This window comes from Nocardia sp. BMG111209 (genome assembly GCF_000381925.1).
Taxonomy (GTDB): domain Bacteria; phylum Actinomycetota; class Actinomycetes; order Mycobacteriales; family Mycobacteriaceae; genus Nocardia.
The window spans coordinates 1,100,359-1,124,346 of sequence record NZ_KB907307.1 but is presented as its reverse complement, the minus strand read 5'-3'; the positions used below and the strand labels follow the sequence as shown (position 1 = coordinate 1,124,346).

Sequence of the window (23,988 nt, the reverse complement as noted above, 5' to 3'; positions counted from 1 at the left end):
GGCCGGGTTTCGCGGGTTCAGGCCGCGGCGGCGCGCGCGGCGTGCGCGTAGTTGTCGTGGATCATGGGCCAGCCGCCGGGGGAGGCGATCGAGTCGCGCATGGTTTCCCAGCCGTCGCCGTGGCGGTCGAGTTCGGAGTGCACGAGGGTGACGGTGGTGTGGCCGTCGTCGACCGGGGTGAAGGTGACGTCGACGCGGCTGGTCAGTGCCTGGTCGGGCTGGAACTGCCAGTCCAGGGAGATGTCCCAGCTGAACGCGAAGTGGGTGGGCCGGTCCCAGACCAGCACGCGGCCCCAGGGGCATTCGGTGCCGTCCTCCTCGCGGCCGTAGAGCCGCCCGCCGGTGTGTGCTTCGACGACGACCTCGGCCAGCGGCCCGGAGCCGATGTGGTGGCCGCGCGGCCACCAGCTGTCCATACCGGTGGTGAACACGTCGAAGGCGGTGTCCGCGCCCGCGTCGACGGTGAGTTCCACCCGCACGGCGGCGCTGTCGGCCGGTGCGGCGCTGTCGGTGCCGGTGGAGTCGGCGGTGTGCTGGGTCATGGTTGCTCCTGTTCGGTTGCCGGTGTGCCGGTGCGGGTCTGCCGGTGCACCTGGTCGCGGTAGGCCGACATGGCTGTCGACCAGAAGTGGGTGAAGTACGCGCGCAGGGCGTCGATGCCGCGCGGGTCGAGCCGGTAGACGCGGCGGGTGCCGACGGCGGTGCAGGTCACCAGCCCGGCCTTCTCCAGGACCTTGAGGTGCTGGGAGACCGCGGGCCTGCTGACGGGCAGTTCCGCGGCCAGTTCCCCGACCGCGCACGGTCCCCGGCCCAGGCGTTCGAAGATCGCGCGCCGGGTCGGGTCGCCGAGCGCGTCGAGCGCCTCCGCTTGGTAAGTCCCCACGAACCGTAAGTGTAGACTTACCGATGGGGTTGGGGAAGAGGGAAACGCCCCCGGAAACGGCGATGCCGCGCGGCCCACTCGGCCACGCGGCATCGGGACCATCCCGTCGCTCAGCTGTCGACGTGCACGTGCGGCCGTTCGGCGATGTCCGGGACCGCGCGGCGCAGGATCTCCCGCGTCACGGGAGCGACCTCACCCTCACCGACGAACAGGAACTTCAGCAGGTTCGCCAGCGGATTGCCTTCGGTCCATTCGAAATACACGTGCGGGATCAGCCCGGTGCGGTCACGGATGGCCAGCAGGATCGCCGCGATCGAGTTCGGGATCGCCGCCGCGTCCACCGACAGGATCTTGTAACAGTCCAGCTCGACGGCGGTCACATGCAGATCGGTGGAGAATTCCGACGCGTCCTGCACCACCACCTCCAGGAACAGGATCGGTTCCTTGGCCGGGATGTGCGATTCCAGCCGCTGCGCGGCCTCCTTCTCCCGGTACTCCTCCGGCCGCCGATACTCCTCCAGATCGTGGGTGACGATCCGGATCGCGCCGTGCGCGGCGATCTTGTCGATCAGGAACGCGGCCTTGTCGTCGAAGGTCACCTCGATCGCCCGCAACTCGAACGCGCGCCGCACCCGCGACACCAGCGACACCACGATGATCGCCAGCACGAACAGCGACGCCAGCTGCACCCCCTCGGGCCGCTCGAAGATGTTCAGGATCGTCGTGTACACGAACACCGCCGCCACCAGCCCGAACCCGACCACCCGCAGCCGCTGCCGTTTCCGGGCCGCCGACAACGTCACCGCGATCGCCGCGGAGGTGATCAGCACCAGCACACCGGTCGCGTACGCACCGCCCTGCGCGTCGACATCGGCCCGGAAATACCAGGTGATCCCGAACGCGATCACCGCGAACACCAGCACCAGCGGCCGGGTGGTCCGCGCCCACTCCGGCGCCATCCCGTACCGGGGCAGATACCGCGGCACCAGATTCAGCAGCCCCGCCATCGCCGACGCGCCGGCGAACCACAGGATCGCGATCGTCGACACGTCGTACACCGTGCCGAACCCGTCACCGAGATACCGGTGCGCCAGATACGCCAGCGCCCGCCCGTTGGCCTGCCCACCGGCGTCGAACTCCTTCGCCGGGATCAGCACCACGGTGATGAAACTGGTGATCAGCAGGAAGACGCTCATGATCACCGCGGCGGTGGTCAGCAGCATCCGCGTCCCGGCGATCCGGGTGACCGGATCGGCCTCGGACTCGCCGGGCGCGCTCTTGATCTGCGGCATCACCGCCACCCCGGTCTCGAACCCGGACAGGCCCAGCGCCAGCTTCGGGAACACCAGCAGCGACACCCCGATCATCGCGAACACGCTGCCGTGCTGCGCGGTCATCGCATGCCCCCAGTCCACCACCAGATGCGACGCAGTGAACACCTGCCACAACCCGACCACCGCGACCACCGCGTTCAACGCCAGATACAGGCCCACCAGCACGACCGCGATACCGATCGCCTCCGCGAACCCCTTCAGGAAGATCGCCGCCAGCAAAGCCAGCAACACCAGCGTTATCACCATGGTGTGGCCGTGCAACGCACTGGGCACGAACGGGTTCTCCACGATGTGCGCGGCGCCGTCGGCCGCCGACAGGGTCATCGTGATCACGAAATCGGTGGCCGCGAACCCGAGCAGCACCAGAATGAACAGCTTCCCGGTCCAGCGGCCGAGGATATCGGCGAACATCGCCAGCGACCCACCCCCGTGCGGGCTCTCCCCGGCCACCCGCCGATACACCGGCAACGCACCCAGCAGCGTCAACGCCACCAGCACCAGCGTCGCCAGCGGCGACAACACCCCCGCGGCCAGCGCCGCGATCCCCGGCTGATAACCCAGGGTGGAGAAATAGTCGACACCGGTCAGGCACATCACCTGCCACCACGACCGCTGATGCGGGGAATGACCGGTCTTCACCATCGGGCCCGGATGCGGCGAATAGCGATCGTCGCCGGCGCCCTCCAACAGCCACTCGGAGAAACCGGAGCGGCGACGCCGTGCGGCGGTCGTGGTCACGTGCTCAATCCCCCTCGCAGGTCCGGCGACCGCCGGCAGTCGGCGGCGCCGGGGTCAATGTAGCGCCCCGAAACCACCATCGGATCCACCGATATCGGCGGTCAACCGCCTGATCCTGACGTTTTCCGTGCATCCGGCCCGTCACAGCGCCCGCATTCCTGACGGTTTCTTAACACCCGCACCCCCCGGATCCGGCGAACACCCGTTCCTGGACAATCACCCCGTGCGGTTGGCAGTGGTCGAGGACGACGATGGTGTGGGCGATGCTCTGGTGGAGGCCCTGTCCTCGCGCGGCCACCACGCCGACCGGATGCGCCGCGGCGCGGACCTGCTCACCTCGCACCGCGGCTACGACGCGGTGATCCTCGACCTCGGCCTGCCCGACGCCGACGGCCAGCAGGTACTGCGCCGGCTGCGCGAGGTCAGCGACATCCCCGTGCTCGTCCTCACCGCCCGCAGCGACGAACGATCCATCGTCCGCGGCCTGCGCGGCGGCGCCGACGACTACCTGATCAAACCCCCGCGCATCGCCGAACTGCTGGCCCGCCTGGACACCGTCACCCGCCGCGCCGCCGCCGCGACCCAGCCACCCCCGCAGATCGTGGCGACCGGCGACGTCCGCGTCGACCTGGCCGCCCGCCGCGTCGAGGTCGCCGGTGTACCGATCGCGTTGACCGCCAAGGAATTCGACATCGTCGCCGCCCTGGTCGAACGGCCCGGCGCCGCGGTCAGCCGCCAGCAACTGATGGACCGCATCTGGGGCGACGCGTTCGTCGCCGTCTCCCGCAGCCTCGACGTCCACATGACCGGCCTGCGCCACAAACTCGACCGCCCCGGCCTGATCACCACCATCCGCGGCTACGGCTACCGCTGGGGACAGTGACCGGATGCGGCGACGCCTGCTGGCGGCCCTGACCGTCTTCGCGACCATCGCGGTACTGGCCTTCGCGGTGCCGTTGTGCTCGATCGCCGCCACCAGCCGCACCCAGCAACTGGTCCTCGGCCGCTCCGGCGACGCCGACTGGTTCGCCACCCTCGCCGGCGCGGCCACCACCACCGGCGACAACCGGGCCCTGGCCATGGAGATCGACCGCTACCACCAGCTGTACGCGGAGAACGTTCTCGTCGTCGACGCCCGCGGCGCCACCGTCGCCGGCATCGGCGTCGACCCCACCGCCACCGGGGTCCAGACCGCCCTGGCCGCCGCCCGCCGCAACCAGTACCCGGCGACGGTCCCGCAACTGATGCCGTGGAGCCCGGCCACCGTCGTCATCGCCCGCCCGATGGGCAGCGGCGTCCAGGTCGACGGCGCGGTGGTGATCGAGGCGTCCACCGCCGACGCCCGCGCCGACATCGTCCGCACCTGGGACATCGTCGCCGCCGGCGCACTGGCGGCGATGGTGCTGTTCACCACCCTCGCCCTCGGACTGGCCCGCTGGGTGCTGCGCCCGCTGGCCGAACTGTCCACCGCGGTCGCCGCGCTCACCGCCACCCTCCCCACCGCACGCGACACCACCCGGGAGGCGACGATGACCCGCCGCCACGGCGGCCCCGCCGAGATCCGGGCCGTCGCCGAATCCTTCGACGCCATGGCCCTGGCCGTCGCCGGCGCCACCGCCGCCCAACGCCAGCTCGTCGCCGACACCGCGCACGCGATGCGTAATCCATTGGCCGCGTTGATCATCCGGCTCGACTCGCTGGAACCGGCGATCCCGGCCGGATCCGCGGCCACCTTCCGCGGCGCCACCGCCGAGGCCGAACGCCTCACCGGACTGCTCGACGGCCTGCTCACCCTCGCCGTCGCCGAGGGCGCCACCGACTTCGACCCCACCGGTGGCGCCGAATCCGCCTGCGACGCCGGACAGGTCGCCGCCGACCGCGTCGACGCCTGGCACACCGCCTTCGAACACGCCGGCCTCACCCTCACCGCCGACACCCCCGACCGGCCGGTCGACACCGCGATCCCCGCCGACGTGCTGGCCCAGATCCTCGACGTCGCCCTCAGCAACGCCTGCCGCTACGCCGGCCCCGGCGCCACCACCGTGCTGCGGGTCCGCGACACCGGCGACCGCGTCACCCTCACCGTCACCGACACCGGAATCGGCGTACCCGCCACCGAACTGGACCGCCTCACCACCCGTTTCTACCGTGGCACCACCGCCACCACCGGCGGCTCCGGACTGGGCCTGCCGATCGCCACCGCCCTGGTCAACGCCCGCCGCGGCCGCCTGACCGTCGCACCGGTACACCCCCACGGCCTGTCGGTGATCGTCGAACTCCCCGCCGGGGCACCGGCATGACCGGGCACCGCCGGGGCACCGGCATGATCGTGAATTGCTGGGGGACCGGCATGATCGGCCCCACCGCGGGGGGACCGGCATGAACGTGAACCGCCCGAAGCACCGGCACGATCGTGAACCGCTGGGGGACCGGCACGATCGGCCCCACCGCCGGGGGACCGGCATGAACGTGAACCGCCGGGACACCGGCACGATCATGAATCGCCGAAGCACCGGCACGATCGGGCAGAGCCGGGACGCCGCATGATCGGCCGCCACCCGGACGTCGGCATGATCGGCCGCCGCACCTTCCTCGGCGCGGCCGCCACCGCCGCGGCCCTCGCCGCCACCGGCTGCACCGGCGGCGGCCCACCGCTGATCCGGCTGGCCGCCGGCGAGGTCGGCGGCTTCTACCACGCGTTCAGCCTGCTGCTGGCCGCCGCGGCCGCCGACGCCGGCACCCTGCGCATCCAACCGGTCACCACCACCGGATCGGTGGCCAACCTGGACCTGCTGACCCGCGGCGACGCCGAGGCCGCCCTCACCCTCACCGACACCGTCGCCGACCGTCCCGACCACCTGCTCGCCATCGGCCGCGTCTACGAGAACTACCTGCAACTGGCCGTCGGCGCCGACTCCGACCTGCACACCGTCGCCGACCTGCGCGGCACCCGCATCAGCCTCGGCGCTCCCGGCTCCGGCGCCACCTTCACCGGCGAACGGATCCTGCGCATCGCCGGCCTGGAACCCGGCACCGACCTCACCGTCACCCATCTGCCACTGCAGGACGCGGTCACCGCCATCGCCACCGGCACCGCCGACGCACTGCTGTGGGCCGGCGGCGTCCCCACCACCGTCCTCGACGTACCGCACACCCTGCGCCTGCTGGACCTCGGCGACTTCGCCGGCGCCCTGCACGACCGCTACGGCTACTACTACGACCTGGTCGTCATCGCCGCCGACACCTACCCCGGCGCCCCCGCGATCCGCACCATCGGCGTCGCCAACCTCCTGGTCACCACCGCCGACCTCCCCGCCGCCACCGCCGCCGCCCTCACCGAACTCCTGCTCACCCACGCCGACCGCCTGGTCCCCACCGAAGCCACCGGCACCCAATTCCTCGACATCCGCAGCCTCATCGCCACCAGCGACCTACCCCTGCACCCCGGCGCCGCCCGCGTCTACCGCCGTCACCACGGCTGACCACGACGCGACCGAGGGCAACCTCTTCACCACGGCTGCAACCCTTTCCCACGGCTGCGGCCGCGTTCACCACGGCTGCGGCCGATCCGCAGGCACACCGGCCACCGGCGGCGCAGGCAACAGCGAGGTGACCGCGGGCAACGGCACAATCGGCCGCTCATCCGGCGCCGGAGCCGCGGCAGGCGGCACCCGGAACGCCACCAGCAACCCGACCACCACGAACAACACCGCCGCGGACGCCGCCACCGCGATCCGCCACCACGGCGTCCGCGCCCCACCCGCCCCCAACCGCCGACCCGGCACCGACATCCCCGCCCGGCCCGCTTCCCTCAATCTCTGTAGATCCGGAAGCGGCACCCCCGCTCGACCTGCTTCCACCGATCTCCGTTGATCCGGAACCGGCACCTCCGCTCGACCTGCTCCCCGTGACCTCCGTCGATCCGACATCGGCATCCCCATTCCGCGCGCTACCCCTGACCTCCGTCGAATCGCCGTGCACCCCAACCTGTTACAACGCCACGCGAACACCCGCGCACAGCACCGACGGCTCCCCAGCGCTCCCCGACATCGGGCGCACTCGTCGTTGCCGGGGCGCACTCGTCGATACCCGAGAGCACCCGTCGATATCGGGCGCACTCGTCAGGCACCGGGCGTACTCATCGTTGCCGTCACCGCGGTGAACCGGCCGACCACCCCGACGCCGCGCTGCTCCGAGACTCCGCGCTGCCTCGAAGGGCGGCTGCCCACCAGCCGGTCACCGTGTCGACGATCCGCCTGAACTCGTACGCGGCGAAGTGAGCCGCTGCCACACCGAGACAAGCCGACGTGATGTGCCGCGTTCCGCAGGGCGGTTTCGCACACCGCGCGGCTGTGCCCGTCCGGATCGGCCGACCACCGGGCGATCCCGAAGTCGATCATCGTCGGGCCGCCGATTCGGGCCGTCGATGGCGAGCCGGACGTTCGACGGTTTCCGGTCGTGCCGGATCACCGGCTATGACACGTCTCACCCCAGGCCCGCGGCGTGTTGCGTCCCGCGCGATACCCGCGATGTCCCCGGTGCCGGGACCACGGCACGGTGATGCCGAAACGAGGGGAGTGGCAGCGGTTTTCGCCGGGTTGCGCATTCCCGGCCGACTCGTGTGGGATCACAGGCAATCGGCGGCGACGCCGAGGCGTGGACACCGGAAGGACGAACACTCATGCGGCCGCTGGAATCCGACGACCCGACCGCCATCGGCCCCTACCGATTACTCGGTGTGCTCGGCGTCGGCGGCATGGGACGGGTCTACCTCGGCCGCACCGGCGGTGGCCGCACGGTCGCGGTGAAGGTGGTCCGCCCGGATCTGTCCGACGACCCCGAGTTCCGCACCCGGTTCCACCGCGAGGTCGTCGCCGCGCGCCGCGTCCAGGGCCGCTACACCGTGCCCGTCCTCGACGCCGACGTCGACACCGCCCGACCGTGGCTGGCCACCGGTTTCATCGCGGGCCTGTCACTGCGCGAGGCCGTCGAGAACTACGGGCCGTTACCGGATTCGTCGCTGTTGCCGCTGGCCGCGGGCCTGGCCCGCGCTCTGGTCGAGATCCACGCCACCGGCCTGATCCACCGCGACCTGAAACCGTCGAACGTGCTGCTGGCCATCGACGGCCCGAAGGTGATCGACTTCGGGATCGCCCGCGCCGCCGACGACAGCGCCCTCACCACCACCGGCAAGGTGATCGGTTCCCCCGGCTACATGTGCCCCGAGCAGATCACCGGCGACCCGCCGGTCGGACCGCCCTCGGACGTGTTCGCCCTCGGCGGCCTGCTCGTGTACGCCGCCGGCGGCACCGGCCCGTTCGGCGACGGCGACTCGATCAGCATGCTGTGGCGGGTGGTCCAGGAGGAACCGCGCCTGGACGCGGTACCCGACGGTCTGCGTCCGATCGTCGCCGCCTGCCTGGCCAAGGATCCCGCCCGCCGGCCCACCGCCACCGAACTCGCCGACCGCTTCGCCGCCCTGACCGGGAACGGCGCCACGGGCTGGCTGCCGGCGCCGGTCCTCGAGGACATCAGCCGCCGCGCGATCACCCTGCTCGATCTGGAGGCCACCGCACTGCCGATCGACGCACCGGTCACCGCGACCCGCTACCCGTCCGGTCCGCACCCGATGACGCCGCCCCCGCACTACCCGCCGGCACCGTATCCGGACCCGTCCCGATTCGCGCCGACGGTGCGCCACGACCGTCCCGCACCCGCGCGCCGCAACCTCGCGCTGCCGATCGCCCTCGCCGCGGGCCTGGTCGCCGTCGCCGCCACCGCGACCGCCGTGACGGTCGTCCTCGCCCACCACAACTCACCACAGCCCGCCGCGGCCACCACCACGACCGTGGCGCCCCGCACCGGCGCCACCACCGGCCGCGCCTCGTCCGCGGCGGTCGCGCCGGGCTCGGCGACGCTGCCTGCCGCCTACGTCGGGTCCTGGACCGGCAACGCCTCCGACGGCCTGGCCACCTTCGCCATCCAGCTCGACCTGAAAGCGGGCCGCGTCGGCGACGAACTGGGCACCGCCAGCAACACCGGGATGGTCAGCAAGCAGACCTGCTCGCGCGCGGAGACCCTCGCCGCGGTCGGCGCCGCCGACATCACCCTGCGCGCCCGCCTCACCGCCGGCTCGGGATGCGACGACGACGGCAAACCCTCCACCGTCCAGGTGAACGCCGACGGCACCGCGACCTACACGATGACAGGAATATTCGGCGACGTCACCGGAACCCTGCACCGCCACTGAACACCGCGCCTTTCCCCGCATTCCACACACTATTCATTGCGATCCCATGACGCATGCGGCAATCACCCAGTACTCGTATTGCGAATTCATGACCGCCACGCGATATCGGGGGAGAGCCATTCGAATCGCAGCCCGCATCCAGCACGTAATCGCAGGCAGCGCCCCCGGAAAACAGGGCTCCCACCGGCCGGAATTGTTTATGACACCCGCCGGAGGGTAATTATCTCCAACGCCAGCTATCTCCGGATATACAGGGCAGAGGAGGGCGTGTGAGCAACACCGACCAGCAAGGACAGCAACGACGATCCGTTGCCGCCGCAGCCATGGGTAACGCGACGGAATGGTACGACTACGGTGTCTACGCGGCCACCGCCACCTATCTGACCGACGCGTTCTTCCCCGGCCATCTGGGCACCCTCGGCACCCTGCTCGGTTTCGCGGTCTCGTTCCTGCTGCGCCCGCTCGGCGGCATGGTGTGGGGCCCGCTCGGCGACCGCGTCGGCCGCAAGACGATCCTGGCCACCACGATCCTGCTGATGGCCGGCGCCACCGGCCTGATCGGCCTGATCCCCAGCCATTCCGCGATCGGCGTCGGCGCCCCGATCCTGCTGATCAGCCTGCGCGTCATCCAGGGCTTCTCCACCGGCGGTGAATACGGCGGCGCGGCAACCTATCTCGCCGAGAGCGTCGACGACCGCCGCCGCGGCTTCCTCGGCAGCTTCCTCGAATTCGGCACCCTGTGGGGTTTCATCGGCGGCTCGGCGATCGTGCTGCTGATGCAGGTGGCGCTGACCGACGCCCAGATGCAGTCCTGGGGCTGGCGGATCCCGTTCCTGCTGGCCGTGCCGCTGGGCCTGGTCGGCTGGTACCTGCGTTCGCGCCTGGACGAATCGCCGGTGTTCACCGAGATCGCCGAACACGACCATCCCCGCGGCGGCCTGATCACCCTGATCACCGACTACCGCCGCGAACTGCTCACCCTCGCCGGCCTGGTCGTCGCCCTCAACGTCGTCAACTACACGCTGCTGGCCTACATGCCGACCTACCTGCACGGCACCATCGGCATCAGCGATTCCCGCACCACGGAGATGGTGCTGATCGGCCAGCTGGTGATGGCCCTGGTCCTGCCGTTGTCCGGCGGCCTGTCCGACTATTTCGGCCGCCGCCCGATGTGGCTGGTCTCGCTGGTCGGCCTCGCGGTCCTCGCCATCCCGATGTACTGGCTGATGGGGAAGGCGACCGGCTGGGCGATCACCGGTTTCGTGGTCCTGGGCCTGCTGTACGTGCCGCAGCTGTCCACGATCTCCGCCACCTTCCCGGCGATCTTCCCGACCCACGTCCGCCAGGCCGGATTCGCCCTGTCCTACAACGTCGCCACCGCGGTCTTCGGCGGCACCGCCCCGCTGCTCAACGAATGGGTCATCGACCGCACCCACTGGACCCTGTTCCCGGCCTACTACATGGTCGCCGCCTGCCTGATCGGCCTGATCGCCTGGACCTTCCTCCGCGAAACCGCCGGCGCCTCCCTCCGCGGCACCGAGGTACCCCACACCGGCGAACTGGAAGTGGTGCGATAGACGCACACCCACCGTCCGCGCGGTACCGGCCCGCCCGGCATCACAACCCGGTACCGCGCGGACCGTCCCGGTTGCCGCCCGCGTGCCCCGCGTGTTCGACTGAGGGCGCCGCCCACGTTTCCGATCCGGAGGACGCCCCGTTGGATTCCCCATCCGTCGCCGAAATCGGTTGCGAGAACATCACTTCCGAGAATTTCGCCCCCTTCGGGACAGTGGTCACCGCCACCCCCGACGCCCCCGCGTCCGGCCCCGCCGAATCCACCCTCGACCTCACCGCCGGCACCCCGCGGTTCTACATCATGCGACTCGAGGACCGGAAGCCCGCCTTCACCGGCATCACCCGCCACCGGCGCAGCACCCAGACCCTCATGAGCGCCGACGCCGGCGAATGGTTCCTCGCCGTCGCCCCACCCGACCGCGACGTCCCCACCGTCGCGGACATTCGAGCCTTCCGCATACCCGGCGGCGTTGCCGTCACACTGACGAAAGGCACCTGGCACGCCGGACCGTTCTTCACCGACCCCGCAATGAATTTCGCGAACCTCGAACTGACCGACACCAACACCGCCGACCACGACACCTACCACTTCGACCGCGAACTCGGCCTCCGGATAGTCGTCGACATCAGCTGACTCAGCTCAACCCGTGCGTCACGCGCACACGGCGCCATGCGAACACTACGGATCACACCAAATCTGGCTATTCCCAATAGAAGCCAGATGATCGATGCCGACAACCCAGCACCCCGACGCCAGCACGCCGTTGCACACGCGGGCCCGCTACGACCCACGCTCATACCGAAACGACGGAGCCCGCCACCCGGCCAGGGCCCCAGCGCACCACACACGCCAACAACCATGGCGCACAGTGAAGTTCAACCCCTTCCCCACCCGGCCCCAAACTACCGATAATTGATATTATGTCAACTAACGCCGCTCGGAGGCCCTTCCCCGGCCTCGAGGCAAGGCCGCCGTACACCGCCTCAGCGGTGTCCTACCGACCCGCACGGGTCGCCTTCCCCATCAGCCAGTACATCGGGATGGCGTCGCGACACCCCCGGGAGGCGACGAATCGCTGAGTGCTGTTGCGTCGCGCCACAACCGCTCACGACGAAAAGCCCGGCCGCGCAGACTCACTCACCGGCAGATCGGAACCCGTCCGCACCCGCGGCCCGCGGAACCGGATCAGGACTGGCTCGGCGCCGGATCGATGTGCTGGGTGTACTCCGCGGCGTAGTCCGACAACATCTTCTCCACGCTCGTCACGAACGCTGTGGCATTCGCCGGATTCGGCCCACCGGCATAGGCACCCGCCCCGGCGACGAACATCCACCCCTCCGCCAGCAGCGCCTGCTCTATCCGGCGGTTGACCACCACCCGCTGATCCACCCGGAAGATGCCGGGTGTACCGGTCGCCACCACCGCCACCCCACCGGCCAGCGCGGTCGCGATCCGGATCATGCTGCCGTCGAAACCCGCCAGCGCCGTCACCACCGCACTCGCACCCAGCGCGACGAACCGCAGGATCTGACCCCAGCTGCGGAACCGACCCGCCAGTACGCGCGCCACCGCCGCGTCCCGGCTGTAGGTGGAATCCCAGAAGGAACGGAACGCCGGGCTCAGCCCGTCCCAGGCGATCGCGGCGGTCATGGCATCGACCTGGCTACGGGGTGACGATGAGGACACGCGCTCAGTCTGTCACCGAAACCGCTGCCGCGCTTGCCGTCCCGGACCACCGGCAACCCGGCCGATCAGCGCGCGAACAGCTGCTGCTCCGCCGCACCCAGCAGCCGCACCAACTCCGCACCGCCGTCGGCGCCGAGCACCTCGAACGCGGGCGCGATCAGCGCATCGGTCACCGCCTCCGCGGCCTCCCACCGGGCCCGGACCTCGTCGGTGATCTCCTCGAACGGCTCCACCCACCCGAATGCCCGCGCCTGCACCGGCCCGGCACTCAACGGCGACCCCGAGATCAACACCGCCTGCAACGGCGCCAGGCCCGCGCTGAGCACCGCCATCAGATGCAACCCACCGCGCAACTCCCGCAACACATGCGCGTACTGCGACACCCGCGCGGGGGCATCCGCGGCCGCCGGCAACGCCCGCCAGCCCGCGAACAACGGCACCCCGGGCACCTCGGCCGCCCCGGCCACCGCCTGCAACAGCTCCGCCAGCGGTTCGGCGCCGGCGAAACCGGCCAGCTTGCGCCGCCCGAAATCCTGACAGGCGCCCAGATACGCCGCGGCCGCCTCCGCCGCCGGCACGGTCACCGAATTCCACGCCGCCCGAACCGTTTCCGGCGCCAGGAACCCGAACGCCGCGACCACCACATCCGCGTCCACCTCACCGAGCACACCGCCACGCCCCCGCGCGTACGGGCCGATGAACCCCGGCACCCCGGTCGACTCGCCGTACTTCCGCGCCTCCCGCGAGAACATGAACGAGCCACCGATCCGCTGAATCGGATCCTTCACCGCCGCCACCACCGACACGACGAACTCCCTTCCACGACGAAGACGGCCGAAGCATAGCTCGCTATCGCACGCTAATGCCAGCCAGCCCGAGCGGAACGGATCACCCCGGCCCCGGCGATCGCCTATCCTCAGGACCGGGCGCGGAAACTTCCGTATCGGATCAGTTCGGGGCAGCAACAATGGACGACCACCACGATGCCGCCGCACCACGCCCCGACATCGACCGCGCGACCGCCACCCGGACCGCACTGACCTCCGTCGTCGCCCGCTTCACCGAACGATGGCACGCGGACCCCACCCCACCGGACCTGTCCGCGCACCTCCCGGCCGAACCCGCCCTGCGCCGCACCGCCCTCATCGAACTCATCAAGATCGACCTGCACGAACGCTGGCAGCGCAGCGACGACGCCCCCCGCCTCGCCGACTACCGCCACCGCTTCCCCGAACTCGACGCCGCCGCCCTGCCCCCGGACCTCGTCTACGAGGAGATCACCGCCCGCAGCCGCCGCACCGCCGTCGACCTCGACGAATACCACGCCGACTATCCCACCCAGATGGCACGCATCGGCCACACCGTCCACTCCGGCGAAACCCGCACCCGCACCCGCGCCACCGGCCCCACCACCGTGCTCGCCGACCCCACCGCGCTCGACGCCCTCGACACCATCGACCCCGGCGCCACCATCGACGACTTCGACCTGCTGCTACCCCTCGGCCGCGGCGCCTTCGCCCGGGTATTCCTCGCCCGCCAGCGCACCATGAGCCGCCTGGTCGCCGTGAAGATCTCCCACGACCGCGGCGTCGAACCCGAAACCCTCGCCCAACTCGACCACGACCACATCGTCCGCGTCTTCGACCAGCGCCACCTCGCCGACCGGCACCTGAAACTCATGTACATGCAGTACATCCCGGGCGGCACCCTGCTCGGCGTCCTGCGACTGCTGCGCCACGTCCCACCGGCCCACCGCAGCGGCGCCACCCTGCTCGAGGCCGTCGACGCCGCCACCGTCACCGGCGGCGTCCTCGAACCGCAACCCTCGGCCACCCGCACCGAACTCGGCACCCTCAGCTGGCCGGAAACCGTTGCGTGGCTGGGCAGCCGGCTCGCCACCGCCCTCGACTACGCCGGCCGCCGCGGCGTCCTGCACCGCGACATCAAACCCGCCAACGTCCTGCTCACCGTCGACGGCCACCCCAAACTCGCCGACTTCAACATCAGCTTCAGCCGCCACCTGCCCGGCGCCAACCCCGTCGCCTACTTCGGCGGATCCCTGCCCTACATGTCACCGGAACAACTGCTCGCCTGCCACCCCGCCCGCGTCGCCTCCGCCGCCGACCTCGACACCCGCAGCGACCTCTACGCCCTCGCCGTCATGCTCTGGGAACTGCTCACCGGCCGAATCCCCTTCGACGACGAGGCCGGCGACGGCGAAACCGAGCAGACCCTCCAGGCCATGATCGAACGCCGCCACCGGCCCGTCGAACCACGCTTCCACGCCGAACTACCCGCCGACACCCCCGCCGTCCTGCGCCACGCCCTGCTCACCTGCCTCGCACCCGAACCCGCCGCCCGCTACGAACGCGGCGCCGACCTCGCCCAGCAACTCGAACTCAGCCAGGACCGCACCGCCCGCGACCTCGTCGACCCACCCGCACACAGCCTGCGCGCCCGGCTGCGCCGCCGGCCCATGCCCGTGGTCACCGTCTCCAGCATCTTCGGGCAACTACTGGCCGGGCTGTACCTCAGCGCCCACAACACCCGGCTCATCGGCCTGCAACTCGGCGCCGACGCCGCCGCGCACATCGCCCGCCTCGGCCTGTTCATCGCCGCCGTCGCCGCCCCGATCGCCGTCGCCGGCATGCTCTACTGGTGCCGCCGCGTCTTCCTCGTCCCCGACGGGCTGCGCCGCGGCCGCACCTTCGACGCCGCCACCCTCGCCCGCGCCCGCAGCGACACCCTGGCCTGCGGTGACCGCGTCGCCGCCGTCGCCTTCGCCGCCTGGATCGCGGCCCTGCCGATCCTGGTCGCCCGGCTGCTCACCCTCGGCCCGCTACCGGCCGGACTGCTCACCGACCTGCTCGCCTCCAACCTCATCGCCGCAGCGGTTGCGGTGGCCTACACCTACTTTCCGGTCACCTTCTTCGTATTGCGCTGGTACTACCCGCAATTGGTCGCCGCCGGACACACCACCGCCGCCGACCTCGACGGGCTGCACCGGCTCGTCCGCCGCAGCCGCCGGTATCTCGGTGTGGCCGCGTCGGTTCCGCTGATCGGCGTCCCCGCCGGACTGGTCTTCCTCACCGCCGGCCAGCAGCAGGCCGTCATCGGCGCCATCATCGCACTGTGCGTCGGCGGACTGTTCGGCTTCGCGATCGCGCTGCGCGCCTTCTACTCGCTCGAGTCGGATCTCCGTGCGCTGGAACGCATCATGGATCCACACCCACATCCCTGACCGATCCCGAATTCGGCCGACCAAGATCGGCTAGGCTCGTCGGCGATGTTAGGACATTCGCACGCAACGAGCGGCGCGCTCGCATGGTCGGGAGCCGCTGCCGCACTGCCAATTTCGTACCTCACCTTCCCGATCGTCAGCGGTGGCCATCTCGGCACCGTCGATCTGGTGATGGGCACCTTCCTCACCGCGGGCGCAGCGCTGCTGCCCGACGCCGACCATCCCGAGGGCACCATTTCCCATGTGCTGGGCCCGATTTCGCACGCCGCCTGCAAGGCGATCAGCTGGGCCTCCGGCGGCCACCGGCACGCCACCCACTCGTTCGCCTTCGTCGCCGCCGTCACCTACGGCACCTGGGCCGGTGTGCACTGGCTGGGACGGTGGTTCACCCTCGCCCTGGTGTTCTTCCTGCTGGCGCTCGCGGTCCGCGCGCTGAACCTGTGCCCACCCGGCGAGGGCTTCCGCTCCTACGCCACGGTCGCCATCCTCGCCGCCGCCGGCACGTTCGTCATGGACCAGTGGATCGCCGACAAACCGACCTGGTTACCGTTCTCCGTCGGACTCGGCGCCTTCGTCCACCTGTTCGGCGACTGTCTCACCGATCACGGCTGCCGCCTGTTCTGGCCGCTGAAGATCCGGACCGCCGTGCCGATCATCAGCCGCACCGGCAACAAGCTCGAAACCTGGGTGCTGTCACCGTTGTTCGTGGCCGGTACGCTCGCGGTGCTCTGGTACACCATCACCCATCATCCCTGAGCGAGACCACGAGGGAGTCCGCATGGCCGACCGCGAAGAACTGACCTGGGACCTGTTCGGCACGGCCAGCCGGGAACTCGCCGAGCAGGTCGCCGCGGACGGCTTCGAACCGGACCTCATCCTCTCCATCGCCCGCGGCGGACTGTTCGTCGCGGGCGCCCTGGGCTACGCCCTCGACGTGAAGAATCTGCACGTCATGAACGTCGAGTTCTACACCGGCGTCGACCAGCGCCTCGACCTGCCCGTGATGCTGCCCCCGGTCCCCAGCGCGGTCGACCTCGCCGGCGCCCGCGTCCTGGTCGCCGACGACGTCGCGGACACCGGCGCGACCCTGAAACTCGTGCGCGACTTCTGCAGCGACAAGGTCGCCGAGGTGCGCTGTGCGGTCGTCTACCAGAAGCCGCGCTCCGAGGTCGCCTGCGAATACGTCTGGCGCCACACCGACCGCTGGATCAACTTCCCCTGGTCGGTATTGCCGCCCGTGGCGCGTCACCGCCCCCGCGTCCTCGACGCCTGAAAACGCCGCCGGCGCCCGGCCCGCAGGCCGAGCGCCGAACACGACATCGGAACCGACTCAGATCAGCTGCGCCTCGACGATCGTGATCGCCTCGGTCGGCACGTCCTGGTGGCCTGCCTTCGAACCGGTCCGCACACCCTCGATCGAGTCCACCACCTCGACACCGTCGACGACCTGCCCGAACACCGCATACCCGAAGCCGTCCTGGCCCGGGTAGTTCAGGAAATCGTTCGACGAGGTGTTGATGAAGAACTGCGCGCTGGCCGAATGCGGATCCGACGTGCGGGCCATCGCCACGGTGTACTTGTCGTTGCGCAGCCCGTTGCTCGCCTCGTTCTCCACCCGATTCGGCGCCGGCTTCTGCTTCATGTCGGCGGTCAGGCCGCCACCCTGGATCATGAAGTTCGGGATCACCCGATGGAAGACGGTCCCGGCGTAGTGGCCGGACCGGACGTAATCGACGAAGTTGGCGACGGTCTTGGGCGCCTTCGCCTCATCGAGCTCCAGGGTGATGTCCCCGGCGGAAGTCTTCAGCAGCACTTTGGTCATTCGGCCATCGTATGGGACCGGGAACCGGTCCCGGACAACAGTTCATGGCCTGCGGTAATACGAAACTACCCCGTGACCGGTCCCTCCCCTTCCCCTCTCTGCTTCTTTCGAACCGGAGCGCTGGGAACTCTTCCGACACGCACTTCTGCGCGTTACATGCATCAATGCGCATATCCACATTTCCAAATTGTAACAATCCGTGATCACTCCTCGTACAGCTCCAGCGGCAGGCCGTCCGGATCGGCGAAGAAACCGAAGCGCTTCCCCGTGTACTCGTCCAGCCTGACCTCTTCGGTCAACACTCCCCTGGCCTGCAGCTCGGCCAGCGCCGCGGCCACGTCCGCCACCACGAAGGCCAGGTGCCGCAGCCCGCACGCCTCCGGCCGCGTCGGCCGCGCCGGCGGATCGGGGAACGAGAACAGCTCCAGCTGCGAGCCGTCGGGAAGCGCGAGATCCAGCTTGTACGAGTCGCGTTCGGCCCGATAGTGCTCCGCGAGCACCCGCAGCCCGAGCACCTCCGTGTAGAACTCCTTCGACCGCCGGTAGTCCGAGGCGATGATCGCCACGTGGTGGATCCGCCGCAAGTCCATGTACCGAACGTAGTCGGCGACACACCCGTCACCGGTCGACACTCCCCTCCTCTCCTGTGTGTTTTTCGGCCGGTGCGCCGGGTCGGACACGACGGCTTATTAATGCGTAGATGCGCATATCTAGATAGACACATCAAATTTAGGTCCGGACCGGCGGGTCCCGCGCCACCGGACGAGCGGTGCGGCAGAGTTCGCGAAATACGCGCTCCCGCAACACTCTGCGGTGGTTACTCCCCCAGCGCCGCAGCCGCGGCGGCGACCGTCCGGCCGACATAGGAGCCGCCGTACAGCACCACGTGGACCAGCAGTGGATACAGCTGGTGCAGCGGAACCCGTTCCTGCCAGCCGGCGGCCGGCGGCGCGACCTCGCGGTAGGCGGCGAGGATCCGATCCAGGTGGGGTGCGCCGAACAGGGCGAGCATGGCCAGGTCGGTCTCGCGATGGCCGCCGTGTGCGGCCGGATCGATCAGCCGCGCACCGCATTCCGTCCACAGCACGTTGCCCGACCACAGATCGCCGTGGATGTGGCTCGGCGGTTCGGCGGGACCGGCCAGCCGATCGATCTCGGCCAGGACGCGCTCGACCGTCCGCACTCCCCCGGGCCCCAGTCGCGGTGCCGCGATCGGCAGCAGCGGTGCGAGCCGCCGCCGCGCGTACCAGTCGCCCCATGCTCCGGTCTCGATCCGATTGTCCTGCGGCACAGTCGCGATCCAGCCGGGCCATCCGGCGCCGAAATATTCCGGCGAGGTGGTGTGCAATGCCGCGAGTTCGCGGCCGAACCGCTCCGCGGCCGCGGCGGTGGGTGCGGTTTCGGTCAGCCACGGCAGCACCAGGAGGCCGGAGTCGGCGGCCGAGACCGCCGGGACGAGGCCGTCGGGTGTGGCCCGGCCCAGCCAGCGCAGCCCGGCTGCCTCGGCGTCCAGCACGCCATCCGAATCATGGTGTCCGATTGCGGCTTTCACGAACAGGTCGCGGCCGTCGGCGGTACGGACGCGCAGCAGTGTCCAGGCGTGCGACCGGCCGAGGTCGGTGACGGCCGAGATCGTCGTGCCCAGCAGCGATTCCAGGCGAGCGGTCGGGGCGGGGCCGGCCACGGTCACCGTCCCGCGCGGCCGTGCAGATAGTCCGCGGTCGCGGTGTCGGCGGGGAAGAACGATTCGATGGCCAGTTCGGCGACGGTGATGTTCATCGGGGTCCCGAAGACCGAGGTGACGCTCAGGAACGACAGCTCCCGGTCCTCGTGCCGCAGCCGCAGCGGCACCACGGCCTGATCCGGCTCGGGCAGACCGGTGTGGTCGGCGCCGCCGGGATAGGCGCTCAGTTCGGCGTACAGCGCCGCGGCGTCGGCCGAGCCGGTGACGTCGATCTGCCGTTGCAGGCGGTCGAGCAGATGCCCGCGCCACTCGGCGAGATTGGCGATCCGGGGGGCCAGGCCGCGTGGGTGCAGGCTCAGGCGCAGCGCGTTCACCGGCGGAGCGAGCAGGTCGGCGGGGATGCCGTCGAGAAACAACGCGGCGCCGGCGTTGGCGTCGACCATCGTCCAGTGCATGTCGACGGCGAGGGCGGGATAGGGCTCGTGCCCGGTGAGGATCTGGCGGATCGCGGTGCGGACGGGTGCCATGGCGGTGGTGTCGAGGTCGGGTTCGGCGTAGACGGGTGCGAAGCCGGCGGCCAGCAGCAGTCGATTGCGTTCGCGCAGTGGGATGTCCAGGTTGTCGGACAGGTGCAGGATCATCTGCCGGCTGGGGGTTGCGCGTCCGGTTTCGATGAAGCTGAGGTGTCGGGCGGACGTGTCGGCGCGGCCGGCGAGCTCCAGTTGGCTGAGGCGGCGGGTGGTGCGCCAGTGGCGCAGCAGATCTCCCGCGGTCGGGCTGTGCATCCCGTGATCGTAGGAACAGCCCGTGCGCGGAACAATGACCTGGGAGGTAATGCCGTCGAGTGAGTGCCGGGACGGCCGGTGACGGTTATGGTGGGGGCGTGTCACTGGTACAACCTGTGCTCGACCGGCTTCCGGCCGGTTATCGCGCCGCCCTGATCCGGCATTCCGAGCTGATGAAGTTCGCGATCGTGGGTGGGATCACCTGGTTCGTCGATACGGGCACGGTCTACGGCCTGAAGCTCACGGTGCTGCAGGACAAGCCGTTGACCGCTCGTGCGCTCGGCGTGCTGGTCGCGACGGTCGTCTCGTACGTCCTCAATCGGGAGTGGTCGTTCAGCGGCCGTGGGGGGCGGCGGCGGCATCACGAGGCGGCGTTGTTCTTCGCGGTGAGCGCGCTGGCGATCGTGGTGACGCTGATCCCGCAGGCGGTGGCGCTGTACCTGTTCCACATCCGGGTGCCGCATGTGAGTGCCACTACGCAGGCGGTGTCGAATTTCGTGACCGGGCAGATCCTCGGCGTACTGCTGGCGATGGCGTTCCGGTTCTGGGCGTTGCGGCGCTATGTGTTCCCGGACCAGCTGCGCGTCGAGGACATCGACGTGCTCTGAGCCGCGCAGCGGGCCCTGATCCGCTCAGCAGGCCCTGACCAGCCCAGCAGGCTCTGACCAGCCCAACGGGCTCTGATCTGCTCAGCGGGCGCCGGATGTGCTCAGCGGCGCCGGGTGTGCCGAGCGGGCGCGTGGGTGTGCTCAGCGGGTGGCGCGTGCGTGTGCTCAGCGGGTGGCGGGTGCGTGTGCTCAGCGGGTGGCGGGTGTGCTTGCGAGCGCCGGTAGCGGCGCCGAGCGATGGTCGTGGATGACCGGTCCGGGCGGGACGAGTCCGGTGCTGCGATGCCGTTCGGGATCGGCCGCGACCGCGCAGGCAGCGGCGGTGAGCGCGGCCAGCATCCAGCCGTGCAGCGCGTCGGCGATCGGGTCCCCGGTGACGGTGCGTGCGACGAGTTGGGTGCGAGTGCGGTCGAGGTGCCGCAGGGCCGCGCGCAGTCGCAGCCCGGATCCGGTTGCCCGAGTGGGTGATTCGCCGAGGAGATCGGCGACGAGGTGACATAGCCGGCGGTCGACGGCCGCAGCGGGCAGCCGGGCGGCCAGGGCGACGGCCGAGCGCAGCGGGGTAGGGATCGCATCGACGCCGGTCGCGGCGAGCAGCTCGGCCAGCAGGTTTTCGGGACCGGCTGAGTCTCCGATACCGGTGTGGCCGGCGGGTCGACCGTTGCCGTTCCGGCTCGCGGGACTGTGGCGATCAGCCCGTACAGGGTCACCCGGGTCGTCGTGATGGGCCGAGGGGACGGTGTCGGCCGACATGGCCGGATCGGGCGGGGTGGCTCGATCGGACGGAAATCCGGCGCGGGGCAGGGTGACTCGGCCGGGGCGGTCTCCGGAGAGGGGTCTGCCCGGCAGGGTGGCGCGGGCCAGGGTTTCGGCGGACAGGCCGAGGCGGAGGGTGCGGACGAGGTCGGCGTGGCCGAGCCCGTGGCGCTGCCGGTCGTCCAGGCGCCACCACAGCCAGGTGGCCAGGACCCGGATGCGCTGTCCGGGGCGGATATTCAGGCCGGCGAGGGCGGGGTCGCCAGCCAGTGGGCCGGAAGTGGTTGGCGGTGTGGGTATTCCGGTGCCGTCGGGGGTCGATGGGTCCTCGCCGCGTGCCGCGGGCTGGTTGTCGTCATCACCGGACATCGTTGTCCCCCATCAGCTTTCGCCGATATGCCGGTCCGGTTGCGCCGGGATGGACAGCGCCCCGGATCCTGTGACGAGTGTGCGGCAGATCGGCGCCGATGTCAATGCGCTATGAAAGCCGCACGCTCGCATCGGATTCGGGCATGGGGACCGGTCAGTGCCAGAGGACGGCGACGAAGACGTTGGCGATGGCGAGCAGGCCGGCGGCGTGGGTCATCCAGGGCAGGGATTTGCCGCGTTCGGCGTCGGCGCGGCCGATCTCGGCGAAAGCCGCGACGGCGACGGCGATCACGAGTTTGGTGATGATCTTCGCGAGGTCGAGGTGTTTGTCCAGGGAGTGGACGGAGTCGGCGAGCCCGACGAGGATCAGGCCGGTGACGATCTGCGCCCGCGCACCCCACACCATCACCTCGGAGACCTTGGGCTGTCCGGCCGCGTAGCCACCGATGACGGCGGCGAGCCCGAGCAGGTGGGTCACGACCACGAGGTTGTAGACGACTGTCATGGATGCACAGCGTAGTGGACCCGGACGGGACAACTACACCGAGTAGTAGAAAAGCCGCCGCCGGGAAGCGGCGGCGGCTCGACGGTCCTCGCGGGCCGTTATTCCACGATCAGCAGGCTGCCGTTGGGCACCATGGTGATGCCCGCCGGATCGACCGTGCCCACGACCGGACCGGTGCAGTGCCGGCCGGCATGGACCTCCACGACCTTGTCGGTCGTGTTGCCGACGATGGTCTGGAACGAGTTGCCGGTGTCGATGCAGCCGGTCGGGTTGTCGTAGACCTTGCCGTTGATGCTGACGGAACCGTCCGCGGCCTGCGCCGGCCCCGCGACGAGCACGCCCACGGCTCCGGCTGCGACGACCGCCGCGGCGAACCCAGCGGTACGAAACATCTGTGCCTCCAATTTCTTTCGATCCCGACCCGTGAAAACCAGGCTAGCGGACCGGCAGGGCGGCTTGTGCCGTTAGGGCCGTTCCCCGCGATTCGGGGGTGATATCACGAACGTGATATCACAGATGGAATATCACCGATGGGTTCGCGTTTCGGCGGCGAGCGCGTCGGGTAGTCCTGTCGAAGTGACTTTTCGGCGGCCGGGCGGTCCACCGAAAGGTCGGGTCGGACGGACGTTGTCACTGTTGTGGATGGCTAGGAGAGCTGCGGTGGCGGTTGTACTCGTGCTGCGTGCGCGCGGGCTCGGTGATCTCCTCACCGCGGTGCCCGCACTGCGGGCGTTGCGGCGCGCCAGACCGCACGACCACATCGTCCTGGCCGCGCCCCACCGGCTCAAGCCGATCGTCGACCTGATCACCTCGGTGGACGAACTGACGCCGACCGCGGACGCCGAGAGTCTGCGCTGGGACGGCGAACCGCCCGAGCTGGCGGTGAATCTGCACAGCGGTGGCGCCGAGGGCATCGTCGAACTGGCGCGGACCGATCCGGCGCGCATCCTCACCTATCGGCATGCAGCGGTTCCGGCGGTCGGCGGGCCGGCGTGGCAGCCGGAGATGCACGAGGTGGATCGCTGGTGTCATCTGCTGGAGACCGACGGGATCACCGCGGATCGCCGCAATCTCGGGCTCGTGCCGCCGGTCTCGACGACCAGTCACCGGGATTGCGTGGTGGTGCACGCGGGCGCGGGGGCGGCCGCCCGGCGGTGGCCGGCCGATCGGTTCGCCGCAGTGGTGCGGCATCTGCTGGTGGCCGGACGTGAGATCGTGCTCACCGGCGACGAATTCGAACGGCCGGCGGCGCTGGAGATCGCCGCGCGGGCCGGCCTGCCGCAGCGACAGGTGCTGGCGGGCAAGCAGACTCTGATCGAGCTGGCCACGACGGTCGCCGAGGCGGGGCTGGTCGTGTGCGGCGATACCGGGGTGGCGCATCTGGCGACCGCGTTCGGGACGCGGACCGTGGTGCTGTTCGGGCCGACGTCGCCGAGCCGGGGCGGGCCGCCGCCGCATCTGCTGGGCCGGCACGTGGTGTTGTGGTCCGGTCGGACCGGTGATCCCGAGGCCGATGTGTGCGATCCGGGGCTGCTGGAGATCACGACGGAACAGGTGATCGCGGCGGTCGACGAGCAGTTGCATCGGCGAGCGCTGGCGAGCGCGGCCAGCGAGCGCCGCCGGGCGGGGTATCGCCGGGTCGGCTGATCCGCCACAGCGAACGGACAGCAACAAGCTGCGTTCGCACTTCCCGTAGCGGTAGCACCGGTTCTGATCTGCGTGTCGTTATCTCGCCGTGACGCCTCGGCTGG

General features: G+C 70.2%; 24 protein-coding genes. 11 read left to right on the top strand and 13 right to left on the bottom strand.

The window, feature by feature from the left end:
• Nucleotides 1-17 precede the first annotated feature (17 nt).
• The 3 genes from G361_RS42345 to G361_RS0105025 all read right to left on the bottom strand — a co-directional run bounded on the left by G361_RS42345 (nt 18) and on the right by G361_RS0105025 (nt 2,859).
• The gene (locus G361_RS42345; RefSeq protein WP_019925965.1) at nt 18-542 is read right to left on the bottom strand and encodes an SRPBCC family protein; all 525 of its coding nucleotides are present in this window, start codon (nt 540-542) and stop codon (nt 18-20) included.
• A complete protein-coding gene (locus G361_RS0105030; RefSeq protein WP_019925964.1) occupies nt 539-883 on the bottom strand; it encodes a helix-turn-helix transcriptional regulator in 345 nt (114 codons plus the stop codon). Before G361_RS0105030 ends, G361_RS42345 begins: the two co-directional genes overlap by 4 nt.
• A gap of 110 nt (nt 884-993) precedes the next feature.
• A complete protein-coding gene (locus G361_RS0105025; protein ID WP_196814551.1) occupies nt 994-2,859 on the bottom strand; it encodes an APC family permease in 1,866 nt (621 codons plus the stop codon).
• 319 nt (nt 2,860-3,178) lie between these two features.
• Here G361_RS0105025 and G361_RS0105020 point away from each other — a divergent pair, with 319 nt between their 5' ends.
• From G361_RS0105020 to G361_RS0105005, 3 genes are all read left to right on the top strand, one after another.
• A complete protein-coding gene (locus G361_RS0105020) occupies nt 3,179-3,838 on the top strand; it encodes a response regulator transcription factor (protein ID WP_019925962.1) in 660 nt (219 codons plus the stop codon).
• A 4-nt stretch (nt 3,839-3,842) separates the two neighbouring features.
• Nucleotides 3,843-5,255 (top strand): HAMP domain-containing sensor histidine kinase, encoded by a 1,413-nt coding sequence (locus G361_RS0105015; protein ID WP_019925961.1) that lies wholly within the window; start codon nt 3,843-3,845, stop codon nt 5,253-5,255.
• 243 nt (nt 5,256-5,498) lie between these two features.
• Nucleotides 5,499-6,437, top strand: a complete 939-nt coding sequence (locus G361_RS0105005) for a TAXI family TRAP transporter solute-binding subunit (protein WP_019925959.1) — start codon at nt 5,499-5,501, stop codon at nt 6,435-6,437.
• Nucleotides 6,438-6,503: 66 nt separating this feature from the next.
• Here the strand turns inward: G361_RS0105005 and G361_RS0105000 are convergent, their stop codons facing one another.
• A complete protein-coding gene (locus G361_RS0105000; RefSeq protein ID WP_155981308.1) occupies nt 6,504-6,740 on the bottom strand; it encodes a hypothetical protein in 237 nt (78 codons plus the stop codon).
• A gap of 896 nt (nt 6,741-7,636) precedes the next feature.
• Between G361_RS0105000 and G361_RS0104995 the strand changes: the two genes are divergently transcribed.
• The 3 genes from G361_RS0104995 to G361_RS51410 all read left to right on the top strand — a co-directional run bounded on the left by G361_RS0104995 (nt 7,637) and on the right by G361_RS51410 (nt 11,414).
• Nucleotides 7,637-9,205, top strand: a complete 1,569-nt coding sequence (locus tag G361_RS0104995; RefSeq protein ID WP_019925957.1) for a serine/threonine-protein kinase — start codon at nt 7,637-7,639, stop codon at nt 9,203-9,205.
• Nucleotides 9,206-9,528: 323 nt separating this feature from the next.
• Nucleotides 9,529-10,782 (top strand): MFS transporter, encoded by a 1,254-nt coding sequence (locus G361_RS0104990; RefSeq protein WP_019925956.1) that lies wholly within the window; start codon nt 9,529-9,531, stop codon nt 10,780-10,782.
• Nucleotides 10,783-10,922: 140 nt separating this feature from the next.
• Complete coding sequence (locus G361_RS51410; RefSeq protein ID WP_019925955.1) at nt 10,923-11,414, top strand: ureidoglycolate lyase; 492 nt, start codon at nt 10,923-10,925, stop codon at nt 11,412-11,414.
• A 552-nt stretch (nt 11,415-11,966) separates the two neighbouring features.
• Here G361_RS51410 and G361_RS0104980 read toward each other — a convergent pair.
• Nucleotides 11,967-12,431, bottom strand: a complete 465-nt coding sequence (locus G361_RS0104980) for a DUF4231 domain-containing protein (RefSeq protein ID WP_019925954.1) — start codon at nt 12,429-12,431, stop codon at nt 11,967-11,969.
• Between the two features lie 101 nt (nt 12,432-12,532).
• Nucleotides 12,533-13,273 (bottom strand): SCO6745 family protein, encoded by a 741-nt coding sequence (locus G361_RS0104975; RefSeq protein WP_019925953.1) that lies wholly within the window; start codon nt 13,271-13,273, stop codon nt 12,533-12,535.
• A gap of 161 nt (nt 13,274-13,434) precedes the next feature.
• On the opposite strand from G361_RS0104975, the gene G361_RS0104970 reads away from it, so the two are divergent.
• From G361_RS0104970 to G361_RS0104960, 3 genes are read left to right on the top strand one after another with little or no spacing between them, the layout of a single operon-like run.
• Entirely contained in the window at nt 13,435-15,708 is a 2,274-nt protein-coding gene (locus G361_RS0104970) for a serine/threonine-protein kinase (protein ID WP_019925952.1), read from the top strand.
• Nucleotides 15,709-15,753: 45 nt separating this feature from the next.
• Entirely contained in the window at nt 15,754-16,464 is a 711-nt protein-coding gene (locus G361_RS0104965) for a metal-dependent hydrolase (protein ID WP_019925951.1), read from the top strand.
• A gap of 22 nt (nt 16,465-16,486) precedes the next feature.
• Complete coding sequence (locus G361_RS0104960) at nt 16,487-16,981, top strand: phosphoribosyltransferase (RefSeq protein ID WP_019925950.1); 495 nt, start codon at nt 16,487-16,489, stop codon at nt 16,979-16,981.
• A 57-nt stretch (nt 16,982-17,038) separates the two neighbouring features.
• On the opposite strand, the gene G361_RS0104955 is transcribed toward G361_RS0104960, so the two are convergent.
• The 4 genes from G361_RS0104955 to G361_RS0104940 all read right to left on the bottom strand — a co-directional run bounded on the left by G361_RS0104955 (nt 17,039) and on the right by G361_RS0104940 (nt 19,999).
• The gene (locus G361_RS0104955; RefSeq protein WP_019925949.1) at nt 17,039-17,530 is read right to left on the bottom strand and encodes a peptidylprolyl isomerase; all 492 of its coding nucleotides are present in this window, start codon (nt 17,528-17,530) and stop codon (nt 17,039-17,041) included.
• A gap of 203 nt (nt 17,531-17,733) precedes the next feature.
• On the bottom strand, nt 17,734-18,120 hold the full coding sequence (locus tag G361_RS0104950; RefSeq protein WP_026342710.1) for a VOC family protein: 387 nt from the start codon (nt 18,118-18,120) through the stop codon (nt 17,734-17,736).
• A 227-nt stretch (nt 18,121-18,347) separates the two neighbouring features.
• Nucleotides 18,348-19,220, bottom strand: a complete 873-nt coding sequence (locus G361_RS0104945; protein ID WP_019925947.1) for a fructosamine kinase family protein — start codon at nt 19,218-19,220, stop codon at nt 18,348-18,350.
• Nucleotides 19,217-19,999 carry a helix-turn-helix domain-containing protein gene (locus G361_RS0104940; RefSeq protein WP_019925946.1) on the bottom strand — a complete coding sequence of 261 codons (783 nt, stop codon included), beginning with the start codon at nt 19,997-19,999 and terminating at the stop codon, nt 19,217-19,219. The genes G361_RS0104945 and G361_RS0104940 overlap by 4 nt, the downstream gene beginning before the upstream one ends.
• Nucleotides 20,000-20,097: 98 nt before the next feature.
• On the opposite strand from G361_RS0104940, the gene G361_RS0104935 reads away from it, so the two are divergent.
• Nucleotides 20,098-20,607, top strand: coding sequence for a GtrA family protein (locus G361_RS0104935; protein WP_026342708.1), 510 nt, complete (start codon nt 20,098-20,100; stop codon nt 20,605-20,607).
• A gap of 189 nt (nt 20,608-20,796) precedes the next feature.
• Here the strand turns inward: G361_RS0104935 and G361_RS0104930 are convergent, their stop codons facing one another.
• From G361_RS0104930 to G361_RS0104920, 3 genes are all read right to left on the bottom strand, one after another.
• A complete protein-coding gene (locus tag G361_RS0104930; protein WP_019925944.1) occupies nt 20,797-21,732 on the bottom strand; it encodes a hypothetical protein in 936 nt (311 codons plus the stop codon).
• 154 nt (nt 21,733-21,886) lie between these two features.
• On the bottom strand, nt 21,887-22,237 hold the full coding sequence (locus G361_RS0104925) for a hypothetical protein (RefSeq protein WP_019925943.1): 351 nt from the start codon (nt 22,235-22,237) through the stop codon (nt 21,887-21,889).
• Nucleotides 22,238-22,335: 98 nt separating this feature from the next.
• Nucleotides 22,336-22,629 carry a hypothetical protein gene (locus tag G361_RS0104920; protein WP_019925942.1) on the bottom strand — a complete coding sequence of 98 codons (294 nt, stop codon included), beginning with the start codon at nt 22,627-22,629 and terminating at the stop codon, nt 22,336-22,338.
• Nucleotides 22,630-22,897: 268 nt separating this feature from the next.
• Between G361_RS0104920 and G361_RS0104915 the strand changes: the two genes are divergently transcribed.
• Nucleotides 22,898-23,884, top strand: a complete 987-nt coding sequence (locus G361_RS0104915; protein ID WP_019925941.1) for a glycosyltransferase family 9 protein — start codon at nt 22,898-22,900, stop codon at nt 23,882-23,884.
• The last annotated feature ends 104 nt before the right edge of the window (nt 23,885-23,988 follow it).